At 68.7% G+C, this 16,841-nt stretch carries 18 protein-coding genes; 2 read left to right on the top strand and 16 right to left on the bottom strand.

What is annotated here, in order from left to right; translation table 11 throughout:
* Nucleotides 1–10 precede the first annotated feature (10 nt).
* From WEA29_02130 to WEA29_02110, 5 genes are read right to left on the bottom strand one after another with little or no spacing between them, the layout of a single operon-like run.
* Nucleotides 11–1,663: a CTP synthase gene (locus tag WEA29_02130; protein ID MEX2322554.1), complete on the bottom strand. Its 1,653-nt coding sequence runs from the start codon at nt 1,661–1,663 to the stop codon at nt 11–13.
* Between the two features lie 34 nt (nt 1,664–1,697).
* Entirely contained in the window at nt 1,698–3,308 is a 1,611-nt protein-coding gene (locus tag WEA29_02125; protein ID MEX2322553.1) for an AAA family ATPase, read from the bottom strand.
* Nucleotides 3,298–4,098, bottom strand: coding sequence for an NAD(+)/NADH kinase (locus WEA29_02120; protein MEX2322552.1), 801 nt, complete (start codon nt 4,096–4,098; stop codon nt 3,298–3,300). The genes WEA29_02125 and WEA29_02120 overlap by 11 nt, the downstream gene beginning before the upstream one ends.
* On the bottom strand, nt 4,095–4,895 hold the full coding sequence (locus WEA29_02115; protein ID MEX2322551.1) for a TlyA family RNA methyltransferase: 801 nt from the start codon (nt 4,893–4,895) through the stop codon (nt 4,095–4,097). The genes WEA29_02120 and WEA29_02115 overlap by 4 nt, the downstream gene beginning before the upstream one ends.
* Complete coding sequence (locus WEA29_02110) at nt 4,855–5,004, bottom strand: hypothetical protein (protein ID MEX2322550.1); 150 nt, start codon at nt 5,002–5,004, stop codon at nt 4,855–4,857. Before WEA29_02110 ends, WEA29_02115 begins: the two co-directional genes overlap by 41 nt.
* Between WEA29_02110 and WEA29_02105 the strand changes: the two genes are divergently transcribed.
* Complete coding sequence (locus WEA29_02105) at nt 5,003–5,776, top strand: rhomboid family intramembrane serine protease (GenBank protein MEX2322549.1); 774 nt, start codon at nt 5,003–5,005, stop codon at nt 5,774–5,776. The two genes, WEA29_02110 and WEA29_02105, sit on opposite strands and share 2 nt — an antisense overlap.
* Nucleotides 5,777–5,866: 90 nt before the next feature.
* Here the strand turns inward: WEA29_02105 and WEA29_02100 are convergent, their stop codons facing one another.
* A complete protein-coding gene (locus tag WEA29_02100; protein ID MEX2322548.1) occupies nt 5,867–6,634 on the bottom strand; it encodes an HAD-IIA family hydrolase in 768 nt (255 codons plus the stop codon).
* Between the two features lie 41 nt (nt 6,635–6,675).
* Here WEA29_02100 and WEA29_02095 point away from each other — a divergent pair, with 41 nt between their 5' ends.
* The gene (locus tag WEA29_02095; GenBank protein ID MEX2322547.1) at nt 6,676–7,674 is read left to right on the top strand and encodes a hypothetical protein; all 999 of its coding nucleotides are present in this window, start codon (nt 6,676–6,678) and stop codon (nt 7,672–7,674) included.
* Here WEA29_02095 and WEA29_02090 read toward each other — a convergent pair.
* The 10 genes from WEA29_02090 to WEA29_02045 all read right to left on the bottom strand — a co-directional run bounded on the left by WEA29_02090 (nt 7,671) and on the right by WEA29_02045 (nt 16,642).
* A complete protein-coding gene (locus WEA29_02090; protein ID MEX2322546.1) occupies nt 7,671–9,011 on the bottom strand; it encodes a M20/M25/M40 family metallo-hydrolase in 1,341 nt (446 codons plus the stop codon). The genes WEA29_02095 and WEA29_02090 overlap by 4 nt on opposite strands.
* Nucleotides 9,008–9,481: a GNAT family N-acetyltransferase gene (locus WEA29_02085; protein ID MEX2322545.1), complete on the bottom strand. Its 474-nt coding sequence runs from the start codon at nt 9,479–9,481 to the stop codon at nt 9,008–9,010. Before WEA29_02085 ends, WEA29_02090 begins: the two co-directional genes overlap by 4 nt.
* Nucleotides 9,482–9,504: 23 nt before the next feature.
* Nucleotides 9,505–9,948 carry a DUF4193 family protein gene (locus tag WEA29_02080; protein ID MEX2322544.1) on the bottom strand — a complete coding sequence of 148 codons (444 nt, stop codon included), beginning with the start codon at nt 9,946–9,948 and terminating at the stop codon, nt 9,505–9,507.
* 90 nt (nt 9,949–10,038) lie between these two features.
* Nucleotides 10,039–10,800 (bottom strand): hypothetical protein, encoded by a 762-nt coding sequence (locus WEA29_02075; GenBank protein ID MEX2322543.1) that lies wholly within the window; start codon nt 10,798–10,800, stop codon nt 10,039–10,041.
* The gene (locus tag WEA29_02070; GenBank protein ID MEX2322542.1) at nt 10,797–13,289 is read right to left on the bottom strand and encodes a DEAD/DEAH box helicase; all 2,493 of its coding nucleotides are present in this window, start codon (nt 13,287–13,289) and stop codon (nt 10,797–10,799) included. Before WEA29_02070 ends, WEA29_02075 begins: the two co-directional genes overlap by 4 nt.
* Complete coding sequence (tatC, locus tag WEA29_02065; protein MEX2322541.1) at nt 13,286–13,999, bottom strand: twin-arginine translocase subunit TatC; 714 nt, start codon at nt 13,997–13,999, stop codon at nt 13,286–13,288. The genes WEA29_02070 and tatC overlap by 4 nt, the downstream gene beginning before the upstream one ends.
* Nucleotides 13,996–14,241 (bottom strand): twin-arginine translocase TatA/TatE family subunit, encoded by a 246-nt coding sequence (locus WEA29_02060; protein MEX2322540.1) that lies wholly within the window; start codon nt 14,239–14,241, stop codon nt 13,996–13,998. The genes tatC and WEA29_02060 overlap by 4 nt, the downstream gene beginning before the upstream one ends.
* Before the next feature lie 137 nt (nt 14,242–14,378).
* Nucleotides 14,379–14,669 (bottom strand): hypothetical protein, encoded by a 291-nt coding sequence (locus WEA29_02055; GenBank protein MEX2322539.1) that lies wholly within the window; start codon nt 14,667–14,669, stop codon nt 14,379–14,381.
* Between the two features lie 108 nt (nt 14,670–14,777).
* Nucleotides 14,778–15,722, bottom strand: a complete 945-nt coding sequence (locus tag WEA29_02050) for a WYL domain-containing protein (protein ID MEX2322538.1) — start codon at nt 15,720–15,722, stop codon at nt 14,778–14,780.
* Nucleotides 15,719–16,642: a WYL domain-containing protein gene (locus WEA29_02045; protein ID MEX2322537.1), complete on the bottom strand. Its 924-nt coding sequence runs from the start codon at nt 16,640–16,642 to the stop codon at nt 15,719–15,721. Before WEA29_02045 ends, WEA29_02050 begins: the two co-directional genes overlap by 4 nt.
* Nucleotides 16,643–16,841: the final 199 nt, after the last annotated feature.

Here is a 16,841-nt window from a genome sequence, read left to right as displayed (position 1 = left end):
CCCACCGCCGTCAGCGGCGGTCGACGGCAGCCTGTGGTAGATCGACGACCGTCCCCGGTGACTCCACGAGGCGTTCGGCGGCAGCGCGCATGAACCCGGCGAAGAGTGGATGGGGGTCGTCGGGACGACTCTTGAATTCCGGGTGGAACTGTGATGCCACAAAGAACGGATGCGTCGGGAGTTCGATCACCTCGACGAGCTGATCGTCGGGTGAAACACCCGCCATGAGCATGCCGGCTGCCTCGAGATCCTGCCGGTACCGATTGTTGACCTCGTAGCGATGGCGGTGGCGTTCATAGATGACGTCCTCACCGTAAAGATCCCGCGACCGGGACTTCGGGTCGAGTCGGGCCGGATACAGGCCGAGGCGCATCGTGCCCCCCAGATCCTCGACTCCCTTCTGGGTGGACATCAGGTCGATGACCGGGTGGGGGGTCATCGGATCGAACTCCGCCGAGTTCGCCTCGGGGAGCCCCAACTGTGAGCGGGCGAACTCGATGACGGCGCACTGCAGGCCCAGGCACAGACCCAGGAAGGGGATGTCGTGCTCGCGAGCGAACCGCACGGCATTGATCTTGCCCTCGATGCCGCGGACTCCGAAACCACCGGGGACGACCACGCCGTCCACCTCACCCAGGTGGGTGTCGACGAGCATGCCCTCGAGGTCGTCGCTCGGGATCCACCGGAGGTCGATGCCGACTCCGGCGGCGAGGGCGCCGTGTCGCAACGCTTCGACGACGGAGAGGTAGGCGTCGGGAAGGTCGACGTACTTGCCCACCAGGGCGATGGTTGCCCGCCTCGTCGGACGGGCCATCCGCTCGACCATGTCGGTCCACGCCGACAGGTCGGGGGTCTCGCCCGTCAAGCCCAGCCGGGAACAGATGACGTCGTCGAGGCCGCCGGCGTGAAGGATGAGGGGCACCTCGTAGATGTTCGAAGCATCGGGAGCGTTGATCACCGCTTCCGGATCGACGTCGCAGAAGAGACTGATCTTACGCCGATCGCTCTCGTCGACCGGGCGGTCGGAGCGCACCACGATGGCGTCGGGGTGGATGCCGCGGCTGCGCAGCTCGGCGACACTGTGCTGGGTCGGCTTGGTCTTCAGCTCCTCGGACGGCGCCAGGTAGGGGACCAGGGTGACATGGATGAACACCGCGTTTCCGTGCCCCACGTCGTTGCGGAGCTGCCGGATGGCCTCGAGGAACGGGAGGATCTCGATGTCACCGACCGTGCCGCCGATCTCGGTGATCACGACGTCGGCCTCGGTCCGCTCGGCGAGCCGGCGTATCCGACTCTTGATCTCGTTGGTGATGTGTGGGATCACCTGGACCGTATCGCCGAGGTAATCACCGCGGCGTTCCTTCTGGATGACCGCCTGGTACACGGAACCGGTGGTGACGTTCGAGTCCCGCTGCAGGTTGCGACCGGTGAAGCGTTCGTAGTGGCCGAGGTCGAGGTCGGTCTCTCCCCCGTCGTCGGTCACGAAGACCTCACCGTGCTGGAACGGGTTCATCGTCCCAGGGTCGACGTTGATGTAAGGGTCGAGCTTTTGGTTGACGGCCGCGATGCCGCGTGCCCTCAGGAGTCGACCGATCGACGCAGCCGTGATGCCCTTGCCCAGGCTGCTGACGACCCCTCCGGTGACGAAGACGAACTGTGTCATGACCTTCGGGAATGTGATTGTAGCAGGCACTGCCTCACGACCCCCTCCTCCGCTCCCCCGCGGTGTCGAGCAGCTCTGCCGCATGGAGCCGCCCCTGCTCGCTCTCTCCCAGACCGCCGAGCATGCGGGTGAGCTCGGCAAGTCGTTCTTCCCCGTCGACCCGACGCACCGTGGCGGTGTGACCGTCGCGGTCCACCACGAAGTGCGTGTCGGCGAATGCGGCGATCTGAGGCAGGTGGGTGACCACCATCACCTGCCGTCCCACCGCCAGTCGAGCGAGCATCTCGCCCATCGCCAGGGCTGTCGTCCCCCCAACGCCGACGTCGATCTCGTCGAAGGCGATCACATCTGCGTCGGCCACGCCGGCGGCAACCCGCAGGGCGAGGACGAGCCGGCTCAACTCACCTCCCGACGCCACCCGAGCCGCAGGACCCGGGGTGAGCGACTCGTCGCTGGCGAACATGAGGTGCATGCGATCGCATCCGTGAGCGGCGGGCTCCCCGGGGGTGAACTCGACCGTGAGATGCGGGGCACTGAATCCGAGCTGGCGAAGGAGGTCGAGCGCTCCCCCGGTGAGCCGATCGGCAGCGAGCCGCCGTCTGGCGCCGAGGTCAGTGCCGATGCGGCGGGCCTCGTGCGCTGCCTGTTCGATCTCCTCGGCGATGGTGTCGGCGCGGTCGGCGGCGTTCTGGAGGCGCTCCACCTTGGCCCGCAGCTCGTCTGCGAAGGTGAGCACCTCGTCGACCGAGGCGCCGTACTTGCGTCGGAGGTCGGCGATCACCGCGGCGCGCTCCTCCATCTGCTGCAGGGCGGCAGGGTCGTGATCGACCGATTCGGCGGCGTGGGTCATCGCCCGGGCCACCTCATCGAGCTCCACGATCGCCCCGTCGATCTGGGTCGCCAGGGGTGCGAGCGTCGGATCGAGTTCGGCAGCCGCCCGCACCGCGCCGAGAGCCGTCCGGGCCTGATCGGTCACCGCTCCATCCCCCTCGATGAGCCGCACCGCGGCCACCAGGGCGGCGGTGATCTCCTCGGCGTGACGGGATCGTGACAGCCGGCCGCGCAGGTCCCCGTCCTCGCCGGGGATGAGACCGGCACCGTCGATCTCGGCGACCTGATGGCGGGCGAGATCGAGTTCCCGCGCCAGGGCCATGGGATCGGACCCGGCGGCATCGCGTTCGGCCCGCAATTCGGCGAGCCGACGCCACGCTTCTCCGTACGAGGCGCGCAGGGCGCGCCCGTCTGCGTCGAGCAGGCCATCGATCATCGCCCTCACCGATGTTTCACGGCCGAGGGAGACGTGCTCGTGCTGAGCTACCACTTCGATGAGGTCGTCGACGCGGTCGGCGAGGGCGCGGGCCGGGACCATCTCACCGTCGAGGTAGGTCCGGGAGCGGCCACCGAACCGTCGCGTCACCACCGTTTCACCACCGCCCCCGACGAATCGGCCCTCGACGCGTGCCTCGTCGCCGTGGGGACCGACCCGGTCGGCGCGGGCTGTCTCGCCTCGAAGAAGCCTGATGGCCCCGAGCAGCAGCGTCTTGCCGGTGCCGGTCTCGCCGGTGATCGCCACCAGGCCGGCGCCCGGTTCGATGCGGGCGGACTCGATGATGCCCAGGTTCTCAACGAGGAGTTCATCGAGCATTGCGTCTCCCGACTGCTCCCCTGACGGTACCGGCAAAGCCCCCGGTCCCAAAGCGGATGATGCGATCCCGGAACGGACCCCTGGACACGGCGACCGTCTCCCCGGGGCGGACCGGCCCGTGCGGCTGGCCGTCGGCATGGACGATCGCCTCTCGATCACCGGTGACGGTCACCTCGAGCAGCCCGTCGGGGGCGAGGACCAGGGGTCGGGCGAACAGATCGTGGGCCGCGACCGGCGTCACCACCATCGCGTCGAGCGATGGGTCGACCAGCGGACCTCCGGCAGAGAAGGAGTACGCCGACGATCCGGTGGGACTGCTGATGATGATGCCGTCGGCCCGGTAGTCGGCCACGGCGGCACCCCCTACCCTGAGCGACAGGTCCACGACCCGCTCGCTCACCGCCTTCTCGGTCACGATGTCGTTGAGTGCGTCGATCGTGTCGCCACCGGGGAGGACGCCCCGCAGGGTCATGTGCTCCACGACCGTGTAGTCGTCCGCAGCGAGCCGATCGACGAGTTCGGCGACGGCCGACGGCGCCACCTCGGTGAGGAACCCGAGGGTGCCGGCGTTGACCCCGATGATGGGTGTGCCGTTCGGGCGGGCGCGGCGGGCGGCTTCGAGCATCGTGCCGTCTCCACCGATGGCGATCAGGATGTCGACGCCTCCCATGGCGGCCGCATCGGGATCCTCGATCACCTCGATGCCATGGGCGGCGGCATGATCGGAAAGAGCGGCGACGGCATCGAGGGCGATCTGGCGGGTCGGATGCACGACGACGGCGAACCTCATGCGACGGCTCGGTCGATCTCGGCGGCGGTCAGGGCGGTCGACCCTCTTAGGACGGCGTGAAGGAAGAACTCACGGTTGCCCTTGGCGCCCGTGATCGGGGACGCGATCAGGGATCGGGGTGCCCAGCCGTGATCGGTGAGTGCGCCGGCGACCCCGGAGATCGCATCCCGGTGCGCCGCCGGATCGGTGACCAGGCCGCCGCGCTGCACTCGTTCCTTCCCCACTTCGAACTGAGGCTTGACGAGCACGACCAGGTCGGTACCGGCGGAGCCGCAGTCGTGGAGCTTGCGGGCGATGGCGCTGATCCCGATGAAGGAGACGTCGACCACGATGACGTCGAAAGGAGCTCCAATGGCGGCCGGATCCACGTAGCGGAAATTGGTTCTCTCCACCACCCGCACCCTGGGGTCGCGGCGCAGGTTCCACGCCAGCTGCCCGTATCCGACATCGAGGGCAACGACGCTCTGGGCACCCCTCTCCAGGAGCACGTCGGTGAACCCGCCGGTGGATGCCCCCACGTCGAGGCACCGCCGCCCGGCGATGTCGAGGCCACACGCGCGCAGCGCGGCGTCGAGCTTCTCCCCGCCGCGGCTCGCCCAGCGATGGTCGCCGGTCACCACGGCGACACTCTGGTTCGAGGACACCATCGTGGCTGGCTTCGGCGTGGGGACGCCCTCGACGGCGACCAGCCCCCGAGAGATCACATCGTGGGCGGCTGCCCGACTGGTGGCCAGTCCGCGCTCGACGAGTTCGGTGTCAAGCCTCCGGCGCAGGATCCGCCTCCCGGGTGAGGGCATCGAGCTGCTCGGCGAGCTCGGCCACGGCGGCATCGGCGATCTCGGGGGCGTCGGCGGGGTCTACGGATTCGAGTTCCGAGACCAACGGGTCCAGGTGCGTATCATCCATGGCGTCCATTATCCCCCGAGCGAGCGACAGGAAGCGGCCATTGCTCCCGATTCGCGACATCAACCCGACGGCGATTCGTCCACTCATCACCTGGGGGCTGATCGTGCTGTGCACCGCGATCTTCTTCCTGGTGCAGCCCCAGGACGTCGACGACAGCAATCGATTCGTCTACCGCCACGCCGCCATCGCCTGTGAGATCACCACCGGCGCCCCCCTCGATGTCGACGAGATCCGAACCGGCATCTGCCGCGACGATCCCAGCAGCGCCACGGTGTTCCCGGACAAGAGCATCTGGCAGTCGGTCCTCAACTCGATCTTCCTGCACGGCAGCATCGTCCACCTGCTCTTCAACATGTGGAGCCTGTGGATCTTCGGCAACAATGTCGAGGAGGCATTCGGCCATGTCGGCTACCTCATGTTCTTTGTCGCCACCGGGATCGCCGCCACGATCGGTTTCGTCGCCCTCAACCCCTCCCTCACCATCCCGCTCGTGGGAGCATCTGGTTCCATCGCCGGGGTGATGGGCGCGTACGTGGTGCTGTTCCCGACGCACCGGGTCCTGACCCTCATCTTCTTCCGGGTTGTCGCCATCCGGGCGATCTGGTTCCTGGGCATCTGGTTCCTCAGCCAGTTCCTCATGGCCGGCGAGGAGTCGTCGATCGCCTGGGAAGCCCATGTGGCCGGGTTCCTCGCCGGCGCCATCATCGCCCTGCCCTTCCGGGAGGCCCTCCTGGCGCGCACGCTGGAAGGAGCCGGCCGCCGATACGACTGAGGGGGTGCGCGAATAGGCTCGCGCCGGGATCAGGCATCGGCTTGCCACAAGCCGATGCCTGATGAAGCCAGCGATCTATTCGCGCACCCCCTACGCCTGAGGGTCCAACCCCAGAGCGGTCGGTAGATCGGCCAGGGAGGCCATGACCAGATCCGGCCTCGGCGATGCAGCGGCGATCGACGACTCCTCGGTCACGCCGGTGAGCACCAGGATCGTTGGCCATCCGGCAGCTGCTCCGAAGGCGATGTCGGTGTCGAGGCGATCTCCGATCACCACCGTCGGCCCGGGGCCGAGCACAGAGGCAACGGCCTCCCGCATCGGCTCGCTCGGCTTCCCAACCACCGTGGGTGTGGCGGCCGTCACCGCGGCGACCGCCGCCACCAGGGCTCCGGTACCCGGCTCGGGGCCGGATGTCCCAGGGAACGTGGTATCGCCGTTCGTCGCCACGATCCTGGCGCCCCCGAACACAGCCCGACTGGCGGCGGCGAGCCGGTCGTAGTCGAAGGTCCGGTCGAGGCCGATGACGACCGATCGCGCTTGGTCAGGCACCTCGGTGAGTGCGATGCCGGCCTCTTCGAGGGTCAGGCGAAGCCCAGACTGGCCGACGACGAAGGCCGGGACGTCGTCGGCGGTGAGGGCGCGCACCGCGGCGTCACCAGAGGTCACCACTCGTTCCGGAGCCACCTCCAGGCCAGCCACCCGGCGCACGTGCTCGGACACCTCGCGTCGATGCCGTGTCGCATTGTTGGTGGCGATCACGACGCGCCAGCCGGCATTCTCGACCGCTCGAACCGCCTCGGCAGCTCCCGGGATCGGGTCGGATCCCCGGTAGAGGGTGCCGTCGAGGTCGAGGACCACATTGCCGGGACCGATAACCCCGGCTAGAACTCTGAGGGCCAATGCTGTTTCCCTTCCGCGGCTATCTGCCCAGGCAGTCCGTTCCCGAGCGAAGCACCGCGCTCGCCACCCGCGCCCGCCGCATCCGTGAGGACGCCCGACGGTACCAGTCGGCCCTGGTCCTCGATCTCGCCATCGCCGCAGGCACGCTGAGGCGCACCCGCGGCCCGCGGTACTTCTCCTACACGATGGAACGAGGCGGAGTCACCGTCGTGCGGGGGCTCGTCGGCGAGGTGGACATCGATCGTCTGCTCCCCCATGAGGAAACACGGGACACGCTGCTCGACCCGCCGCCTCCGGTCGAAATCCGCCCCATCCTGCTGGTCACCCGTCTTCCGATGCCCGTGCTGCGAGGCGGGTTCGGTGCGGGCGCCGCCGCCGAGGTCGGCACCTGGATACACCGCGTCCGCCCTGTTGATCTGCCAGAGGGCTTCGAGGGCACGACGCCGATGGTCATCGCCGACGGACATCACCGGGCGCGAGCCGTTCGGTCGGTTCGGGGCGACACCGCCCGCATCCTCGCCATGGTCGTCGGCGACGGAGGGCGCGGGCTGCGCGTCGGGACCTTCCACCGCGTCTTCACCAATGTGGGGCCGCTGCCGACCAGGATCGGCGGCGCTTTCGAGGTGACCCCGACCCAGAGCAGGGGACCGATTGCGGGTTCGATCGTCTGGGTGGGCGGAGACGGTGCCCGGTGGCGGTTGCGGCCGACACCCGACGGGCACGCCAGGGTGCCGTCCGCTCTCGAGGGCTCGGGAGCCGCGCTCGCCGCGGCTGCTCTGTATCCGGTCGTCGGGGTGACGGAAGCCGACGCGACCTACGTGGCCTCCACTGCTTCGGCGGTGCGATACCTGGGTCCTGGCGACGCCGCGTTGCTCCTGTCCCCCGTTCCCATGGATACCGTCCTGGCTGCCGCCGACGCCGGAGTTCCGTTCCCTCCCAAGGGGACGAGATTCGATCCGAAGCCGGTGCGCGGCCTGGTGCTGCGGGTCGCCGACTAGCCGGTCAGCTGCCCGAACTCGTGAACCGTCCGGGCGGTGAGGTCGGTCGTGCGGCCCACCGACTCGATGCTCACGCGTTCATCGTGGCCGTGGAACATCTTCAGGAAGTCGCCGAAGGTGACCCGGGTGTCGAAGAGACCGACCCCGTACGCCACCGTCCCGCGGCGCCGGAAGAAGCGGGCGTCGGTCCCGACAGGAATCATGGCCGGAACGGGGTGGGTGCCGGGTGCCACATCGGCGATGGCGGCAGCCACCGCATCCCACAGGGGGCCTTCGGGCGCAGATCCCGAGGCGTCGCTCGCCTCCACCATCTCCAGGTCGACGTCGGCGTCAGCATCGGAGAAGGCCTTTCCCAGATAGTCGTCCACGTGTTGCCGGTCCTGCCCGGGGAGGACCCGTATGTCGATCTCGGCGACGCCTTCGTCGGGGATCACGTTCGTCTTGACCCCGGCATGGAGTGTGTTCGGGCTGAGGGTGAGGTGGGTGCACGCCTCCACCCACCGGGCGAGTCCGAGATCGGTCTCGGCAAGCCGGGCGATGGCACCCTCGATGCGCTCCGGGTCGATGAGTTCGTCGGCGAGCTCGCCCTCCGGAGCCCACGCCTCGACGAACCGGACCCACTCGGCGCTCATCCAGGCTGATGGTCGGCGATCGCGCAGGCTGGCGATGGCGGCTGCAAGTGGCAGCAGGGCGTTCTCCGATCGGTAGGGCTGACTCCCGTGCCCGGGTACGCCACGGCTCCTCACCCGTCTCCACTGTGGCCCCTTCTCGGCGACCGTGATCGGGAGTCCCTCCCGGCTGGAGAGCGGCAGGTGGGGTGTTCCGATCTCGGTGAGCTGGTAGTCACAGGCCACCGAGTCCCAGTGCTGGTCGACCAGCCAGCGGGCGCCGTGCACCCCGCCTGCCTCCTCGTCGGCGACGGCCAGGAACAGCAGGTCTCCGGGGAGCGGTGGAAGCTCGCCGGTCAGGTAGCGCTGGAAGACGGCCGCCATCGCCGCGGTCTGATTGAGCATGTCCACCGCGCCGCGACCCCACACGAACCCGTCGTGGACCTCGGCGGCGAAAGGGTCACGGGTCCAGGCGTCCCGGGTCACCGGTACCACGTCCAGGTGACCCATCAGCATGAGTGAAGGGGCGTCTTCTCGGGCGCCGGGTACTCGGTAGAGCGCGCTGGCCCGTCCCGGATGCGGCTCGAACTCGGTGCCGCGCTCGCCGAGGTAGGCGGCGAGGGTTTCGACCGATCGGCGCTCCTGCCCGGAAGCGACGGTTCCGTCGTTCACGCACGCGTTGCGGATGAGGGCCTGGAGGAGTTCGGTGACCTCCCCCCGGCCGATCACGACTCGTCCCGATGCATGACGATGGATCGCGCTTTGAACCCGTGCGCCTCGAAGAAGTTCTTGGACAGGCGGTGGCCGGGCGACACATGGGCGTCGAAGAGGGCGATCCCCCGGCTCCGAGCGTCGTTGAGATAGCGACGGATCATCGCTTCGCCCACTCCGACCTCCCGTACCTCGGCATCGGTGTAAATGAACCGCACCGAGCCCACCCGGCGGCCTTCGGCTTGTGGGAGAAGTTCCTCGTCGCGAGCCAACAGGAACCCCACGACGAGGTCGTCGATCTCAGCCACGTACGACAGCCAGCCTTCGTCCTCGACGATTTCAGCCAGCGACACCTCGACCGGCTCGGGGAGGCCGTCGCCGAGGCGCCACATCGGCTTGAGGGCGGTCAATTCGGCTTCGAGGCCCCGATAGAGGCGGACGAGGTCGGTGACGTGGGTGGTGTCCGCTGGGACGACTCGAGCCTGCACGACCGACAAGTTACCCCGCTTACTCAGACGCAGTCGGAGCAGAGCCTCTTTCGCTTGTCGGCCAACTGGCTGCTCCGCTTCACGAGGAAGCAGTTGTTGCACACGAACTCGTCCTCACCGATGGACTCTGCGAGCGAGTCCAGCTCGATCGCTTCCCGGCGTAGCTTCCGGATCTCGGCGACCTCGTCGATCGGCAGGCTCTCGGCGGCCTCGTCGTCGGTGAGCATGTCGAGCTCCTCGGCCTCGAGCTCATCGAGCGCCTCGTCATCCTCTTCGTCGTCCTCCACCTCGTCGGAGTCGTCGGTGTCCGGGGAGTCGGCGACAGCGAGGTCGATCGCGTCAATCTCCAAGTCCTCGTCGTCGAGCTCGTCGGGGTCGACGTCGTCGGGCTCGGAGGCGTCACCATCGGACGCGACGTCGTCGTCCTTCCACTCTTCTTCGGTGTCGAGATCTTCCTTGGGAACCATGAGGAGCCTTCCAGGGGGGCGAGGGCGGGCCGGAGTATATCCGAGGGGTTTCGGTTCGGGCCGCGTCGTCGAAGGCGTGCCGCGGAGCGCTCAGATGAGCAGCGAGACGACCCCCGGCACGGCCCGGACCGTCGCGCTCCCCCGCCCGATCCGGCAACGATCGGCGGCAACGGCCCACTCGGGTGCCACCTGGACCTCGATCACGTCGGCACGACCCCGCTGCAGGCCGTGGGAGGATCCGTGGAGGCCGAGGCGCATCGCGGCGAGGGCGGTAGCTGCCCGACGGCGGGGCACGGCTATCACCTGGTACTCGAGCCGCTCGTCGACGAGACTGGCCTTCGGCGAAACGGCCAGGCCGTGCCAGAACTGCCCGTTCGTGACCAGGACGCCGCTGGCCCGATACTTTTCCACACGACGGCGACCGGTGACCACTGCTCGGCCGCGGCCGGCGGCGAACCACCGCAGCCGGCCGGGACGGGTGCTCGCCACCCCAAAGCCCACGTCGTTGAGGAAGACGCTCATCCCCCATGCGCCCTCGACGATCCCAAGGTCGATCGGATAGCGGGTTCCGTGCACGAGCCGGTCGGCGACCGAGCTGCCCGGTCCGAGGCCGAACACGCGGGCGAGGTCGCCGTCCGGGCCGATGGCGATCTCCACCTGGGTTCCGAGGCGCTGGGCCTCCGCGCCGACCACCGCGGCGTCCGCATCGGAGCCGAGGATCCCGATGCGAAGACACCCGGCCTCCAGAGCGCTCCGGGCCGCAGCGGGTAGTGACGAGCGGGTGACGCGCGCCGCGTCGATCCGGCTGGACGATGGAGGATCCGTTCCAACGGCGAGGAGCAGCGGCCTCACAGGATGCCCACCGCAGCCACGACACCACGGTCGATTGCATCGATGGCGGCCCTGGCGGCGGGTGCACCGGTATGGCCTCCGTCGACGACCTGACGCAGGAGGTCGATGAGCTGGCGACAGTTGCGTACGAAGTCACCGACCGAGATCTCGGTGCCGATGACATCGCCGAGGAGCGCCCCCGAGGCCCAGCTACTGATCGGCTCGGCGAACCCTGGATCGGGCGCTCTGGAGGGTGGGATCCCGAGCGCGCGCTCCCGGGCAGAGATGGCCGTCCACGCCTCCTCGAGGCGGTCTCCGACGGTGACGAGGCCACGCGGCCACTCGGAAGCGGGCGTCTCGCGCCGAGCCTCGTAGGTGAATGCGGAGGCGACGGCAGCCATCGACGGCCCGTCGAGGTCGAGGAACAGCCCGGCGTCGAGGGCTTCGGACAGGACCAGATCGAGTTCGTTGTACAGGCGGCGGAGCCGCTGCCCCTTGTCGGTCAGGCTCCAGCCGCTGGTGTACCCGTGTTCGCCGAGCACCGTGACGAGCGCATCGAGGCGTCGCACCAGCCCGCCCCCGGAGGTCTCGAGGGCGAGGCGGTCGCGTTCCATGCGGGCCTCGAGGCGAAGGGCGCGCCTCGCCGCGTCGAGGGCGGCGGCATCGTCGGTGTCGGGGGTGGCCTGCTCGACCGAGCGACGCTCGCCGGGTACCGGCTCGAACGCCCGCAGCGTGTCGGTGACCTGCTTGCGAAAGCCGGGGTCGCGGGTCCGTCGTGGTGTCGGGAGGTCGATGCGACCGAGTACCGACACGGATATCGGCAGCCGGGTCGTCGCCAGGCGGTGCATGGCACCGGACTCGTCGACGGTGACCAGCCGGGGATGGGAGCCCCAGGCCCTCGCCACCACTGCGTGGCGAGCCTCGGGGGCAGAGCGGCTGACGCCTTCCAGCACGTCGCCGGGAGCGAGCGACCGGGTCAGCGCCGCCACGGCCGTTGCAGGGCTCGGGGCGGGCTGCCGGGCGTCGTTCCACACATCGTCTCCGGCCCGCTCGGCTCGGGCACGGAGTTCGGTGAGCCTCTCCTCGTCGGCGCCGAGCCGATCGCGGGCCTCGCGGCTCCGACGCGTCTCGCTGTACCGGGCGAACGAGGCATCGAGGAGCGCCTCGGCGGTGGGGCGGTCGTAGCGGGCGATGAGGTTGACCGCCATGTTGTAGGTCGGCCGGAAGCTGGAGCGGAGAGGATGGCTGCCCCTGGCGGCGATGGCCACGGCGCGGTCCAACTCGACGTAAGGCGAATGGAGGACCACCGCGGTGCCCTCGGTGTCGATGCCCCTTCGGCCCGCCCGGCCGGTGAGCTGGGTGTAGTCCCCCGGTTGGAGGAGCTCGTGCCCCTCTCCGGTGAACTTGGAGAGCGACTCCAGGACCACCGATCGGGCCGGCATGTTGATCCCCAGCGCCAGGGTCTCGGTGGCGAAGACGAGTCGCACCAGACCGGCGGCAAACAGTTCTTCGACCGTCTCCTTCATCGCCGGCACCAACCCGGCGTGATGGGCAGCGACACCGGAGGTCAATCCCCGGAGCCAGCGGTCGTGGCCGATCACGGCGAGGTCGGAGGGACTCAGATGGGCCAACCGTTGGGAGGCGAGCTCACGGATGCGGGAGCGGTCGGATGGTCCGGCGAGGGAAAGGCCTCGCTCGACGACGGCATCGACGGCGGCGTCGCACCCGGCGCGCGAGAAGATGAAGTAGATCGCCGGAAGCAGCCCGGTCCTGCGCAGGAGTTCGGCGGTCTCGAAGCGTCGCGGCGCGGCGTAGCGCCTTCCCCCTCCGCTGCGCAGGGTGCGCGCCAGCCGTTCATTGGGGCGGGAACCGTGAAAGAGCGGGTGGAGTCGCAGTTGGCTCCGGTCCCAGGTGTCGCGTACCAGGTAGAGCGATTCGAGGGGCACCGGTCGCTCGTCGGAGGCGATCAGTTCGGTCCGTCCCCGCCGTTCACCGATCCAGTCGGCGAACTCCAGGGCGTTGGCGACGGTGGCCGAAAGGCACACCAGCGGGATCGCCGGGTCGAGGTGGATGATGATCTCCTCCCAGACGGCGCCGCGTTGCCGGTCTTGCAGGTAGTGCACCTCGTCGAGGACGACGACCCCGACGGCGCGCAGGTCGGCACTGTCGGCGTACATCATGTTGCGCAGCACCTCGGTGGTCATCACCACGATGGATGCGCCCGGGTTGATGGTGTTGTCACCGGTGAGGAGGCCGACGGCGTCGTTCCCGTGCGCCCGTCGGAAGTCGCCGAACTTCTGATTGGACAGGGCCTTGATCGGCGTCGTATAGATGGCCCGTCGTCCGAGGCCGATGGTGCGGGCAATCGCCGCCTCGGCGACCACGGTCTTCCCTGAGCCGGTCGGGGTACTGACCACCACGGTGGCTCCCTCGTCGATGGCACGCGCCGCGCGCCGCTGGAAGTCGTCAGCGGGGAAGGCCAGCCCGTCCAGATACGCGGAGGCGTTCACCGTCGGATGGTGAGCCGTATGAGCAGGATGGTGATCTCGTACATGGCGTACACCGGCACAGCCATCGCCAGCATGGTGAAGACGTCCCCCGGCGTCACCACGGCACTGACCACGAGGATCGTCACCAGCGCTCCCCTCCTCGCCCGGGCGAGCCGCTGCCAGGTGAGCGCACCCATGAGCGCAGCCAGGTAGAGGAACACGGGGAACTCGAAGGCGAGTCCGAAGACGAGGAGGAACTGGACGGCGAACGAGACGTACTCGTTGCCGCCGATGACCGGGGTCAGCTGGTCGCCCCCGAACCCGAGGAGGAATTCGAGTCCGTACTCCAGGATCCAGTAGCCAAAGGCGATCCCGCCGACGAAGAGCAGTGTCAGCACCCCGACGACTGGGATGACGGCTCGTCGCTCGCGACGGGACAGGGCCGGGGCTACGAACCGCCACAGCTGGAACAGGATCACCGGGCTGGCGATGATGACCCCGCCGAACAGCCCGAGGCGCATGTAGAGGGCGAAGGCCTCGGTGGGCTTGAAGAAGACGAGGTCGTCGTTGCCCGACGCCTCGGCGTAGGGGGCGATGATCAGGTCGAAGATCTGACGCCGGAAGACGAAGGCGACGATGGTCCCAACCACGACGGCGATGGCGGCCTTGATGATCCGGGTGCGCAGTTCCTCCAGGTGCCCGATGAGGGGGCCGCGACGACCATCGGTCATGCCGGGGGCTCCCCGGGAGGCGGCGGTCCGGCGTCCTGGCGTCGGGCGCGGCCGAGTTCCGTGTCGGGCTCGGTGGCGTCGATCTCTGCCTCGATGCCGGCGCGGAGTTCGGAGGCATAGCCGCGCAGCTCGCGAAGCAGACGCCCCAGTTTGCGCGCCAGCATCGGTAGGCGACGCGGGCCGAAGACCACGAGGATCACCAGGGTGATGAGGAGGAACTCGGATGCACTGACCCCGCCCATGCTGGAATGGTAGGCAGTGCCAGCCGGGTGACCCGGCCGGGGCTCAGATCGCGCGCAAATAGGTCGCGGGTCCAATGAGGTCTCTGCTTGTGGCAAGCAGAGACCTCATCCCGGGGCGAGCCTATTTGCGCGCGATCTCAGATCTGGAGGTGCTCCGCCCAGTCCTCTGCATCGAGGGCCGCAGAGAACCTGCGGATTTCGGTCTCGGTGATCCGCGACTTGTCTTCGATCACCTCGTAGTCGACTCCGGTTGCGAGCAGGATGCTGATGACCCGATGGTTGGCAGGACGCCGCTGATCGAATCCGCACGCCGGGCAGGAGAAGGAGTAGGTGCCAGCACCGTCGAGCGCCGTGAGCTGGAGTGTCAGCTCGCCGGGGATCAGTTCGACTTCACCGCAGGTGGTGCAGGTCGTTCGGATCATGGTCATCAGGGTCTCCGGTGTGTGTGGCTGTCCCTTACTAGGACATATCGGCTCGCCCGACGGGCCCTGTATGACCATTTGACGCATAGTCACCTCAGGGTCATTCGCCCCGCGTCAGGCGGAGGGTCGTCCATAGCGATCCAGGACCGCCTGGCGCAGTGCGCTGAGGGATCCTGCGGCTTCATCCCCCGCCAGCAGCGTGGCGTCGGTGCCCAGACGCAGCAGGAGCCGCGCCGTCACCATCGGATCCGGCGCGGCGAAGTCGATGACGGTCGTACCGTCGGCGCCCCGATCGACCACGTCCACCGGGTAGTAGTCCACTACCCACGAGGCTTGAGGCTCCAGTCGGATGCGGGTCGTGGAGTCGTCGGGACCCGGTCGGTAGGTCACCGACTCGTCGGGGGGATCCGACGGCGGCTCGAACTCCTCGTCGAGCACTTCCGCCTCTCGTATCCGGTCGACGCGAAAGACCCGGCGATCGCCGGCGCGGCGACAGTGGGCGACCACGTACCAGCTCCCCAGGGTGGTGAAGACACCCCACGGTTCGATCTCGCGTTCGGTCGTGGCATGCGACGCCATCGAGGCGTGAGTGATCCGCACGACGCGGTGATCCCGAACCGCTCCCTCGAGGACGGCGGTGACTCCGGGCGACGGATCGAGCCCGACGTCGAAGATCTCCGATGGTGCGATGACGGCGCGCAGCTTGGCGACGGCCCGCTCCAACGCATCCGATGACCCCATTCCGGACGACAGCACGGCGCTGCCGGCGGCGAGCAGTACCAGGGCCTCGGCCGCGGTGAGCCGCAGCGGGGCCGCGAAGTATTCGGCCATCTCGATCGAGACCTCGTCGTCGTCGATGTACATGTCCATCAGCTGGTCGGGTCCGTATCCGGGCAGGCCGCACAGGAACAGGATCTCGAGGTCCTTGACCAGCTCGGCCTGACTGCCGTAACCGAACCGCTGCTGCACCTCCTCGGGGGGCCGCCCGGGGTTGGCGATCACCCACGGGATCATCGCCAGCAGCCGCGACAGGCGAGCCACGGTGCGTTCGCTACTCATGTCGAAGCACCGCTGACGTGGGCCACGAAGGCGTCGATCACCTCGGACGGCTCGAGGATTTCGGCGTGATCGTCGAAACCGATGAGCCAGCTGAAGAGGGCCGATCGCGACCGAACCGGGAGGGAGACCTGGATACCGCCGTCGTCTGCCTCGGTGACCTCGGCGCTGCCGGTGAGCTGCCGCCGGGCCCACCAGGCGACCGACGGATCGAAGGCGATCGAGACCCTGAGGTCGTCCGCACCGGCCTCCCAGGGGGCGTCGGCGACGGCGTCTCCGGCTCTAAACCCCTTTGGCCGCTCGAATGCACCGGGCCGCTCACCCACCTCGACGCGGGCCATGCGGTCGACTCGGAAGGCCCGTCGGCCGCCGTCGGCGAGGTCGGCGATCAGGTACCAGTGGCCGTTTCGGTGGACGAGGCCCAGGGGTCGCACCGACCGGGCGGTGTCCCGGTAGTCGAAGGACAGCAGGCGGCGTTCCACGACGGCGGTGAAGACGACCGGTAGATCTGGTGTGGCGTCCAGGTGGGCGGCGAACGGTCCGTCGGCGCCCCCCGACCCGAGTCCCCCGAGCTTGAAGAGGCCCGCCTCTCCGGGAGCCTCTCCCCCGAGACGCACCATGCGCAGGGCGATGGTGAGCGCCACCCGCTCCTCGTCGGTGAGGCCGGGGTCGGGCATGGCGTACTCCTGCGGAGAGACCACATACCCCTCCTCCACCTCCCACCGGTCGGTGAAGTCGAGCCGTAACGGGACCCCGAGGCGCCGGAGCAGGTCCTTGTCCCGCTCGAAGGTGCGATGGAAGGCTGCGTCGGTGTCCTGGTCGTACCCGGCAACCGTGTTGCGGATCTCGTCAGCGGTGACCGGGCGCCCCACCGTGAGCAGGTAGGCGAGCAGGTTGAGGATCCGTTCGATGACGCGCTGCATTACGCCGAGCAGCGTATCCCACCCCTGGCCCGGGCGGGCAACCGTATTTGGTACTTGGTACTTGGACAGCGCGCGGAGAGGGGCCAGCCCGTTCTGACTCCCCTCCCCCGCAGGGGGAGGTGGCAGCGGCCGAAGGCCGCTGACGGAGGGCGAGGCCAGACGCGTCGCGAGGCCCACGTAGTGTGCACCCTCCCCCCTC

The organism is Acidimicrobiia bacterium (genome assembly GCA_040902765.1).
In the GTDB taxonomy this organism is placed as follows: Bacteria; Actinomycetota; Acidimicrobiia; order Spongiisociales; family UBA11373; genus DATKBG01.
Note: the sequence above shows the minus strand (reverse complement) of the source record. Positions and strands in the feature narration are given on the sequence as shown.

Coding starts and splice junctions, on each gene's coding strand:
- WEA29_02120 (MEX2322552.1), bottom strand. CDS start 4,098: ATGAGGTTCGCCGTCGTCGTGCATCCGACCCGCCAGATCGCCCTCGAT.
- WEA29_02115 (MEX2322551.1), bottom strand. CDS start 4,895: ATGCCCTCACCCGGGAGGCGGATCCTGCGCCGGAGGCTTGACACCGAA.
- WEA29_02105 (MEX2322549.1), top strand. CDS start 5,003: ATGGCGTCCATTATCCCCCGAGCGAGCGACAGGAAGCGGCCATTGCTC.
- WEA29_02110 (MEX2322550.1), bottom strand. CDS start 5,004: ATGGATGATACGCACCTGGACCCGTTGGTCTCGGAACTCGAATCCGTA.
- WEA29_02130 (MEX2322554.1), bottom strand. CDS start 1,663: ATGACACAGTTCGTCTTCGTCACCGGAGGGGTCGTCAGCAGCCTGGGC.
- WEA29_02125 (MEX2322553.1), bottom strand. CDS start 3,308: ATGCTCGATGAACTCCTCGTTGAGAACCTGGGCATCATCGAGTCCGCC.
- WEA29_02055 (MEX2322539.1), bottom strand. CDS start 14,669: ATGACCATGATCCGAACGACCTGCACCACCTGCGGTGAAGTCGAACTG.
- tatC (MEX2322541.1), bottom strand. CDS start 13,999: ATGACCGATGGTCGTCGCGGCCCCCTCATCGGGCACCTGGAGGAACTG.
- WEA29_02060 (MEX2322540.1), bottom strand. CDS start 14,241: ATGGGCGGGGTCAGTGCATCCGAGTTCCTCCTCATCACCCTGGTGATC.
- WEA29_02045 (MEX2322537.1), bottom strand. CDS start 16,642: ATGCAGCGCGTCATCGAACGGATCCTCAACCTGCTCGCCTACCTGCTC.
- WEA29_02050 (MEX2322538.1), bottom strand. CDS start 15,722: ATGAGTAGCGAACGCACCGTGGCTCGCCTGTCGCGGCTGCTGGCGATG.
- WEA29_02095 (MEX2322547.1), top strand. CDS start 6,676: ATGCTGTTTCCCTTCCGCGGCTATCTGCCCAGGCAGTCCGTTCCCGAG.
- WEA29_02080 (MEX2322544.1), bottom strand. CDS start 9,948: ATGGTTCCCAAGGAAGATCTCGACACCGAAGAAGAGTGGAAGGACGAC.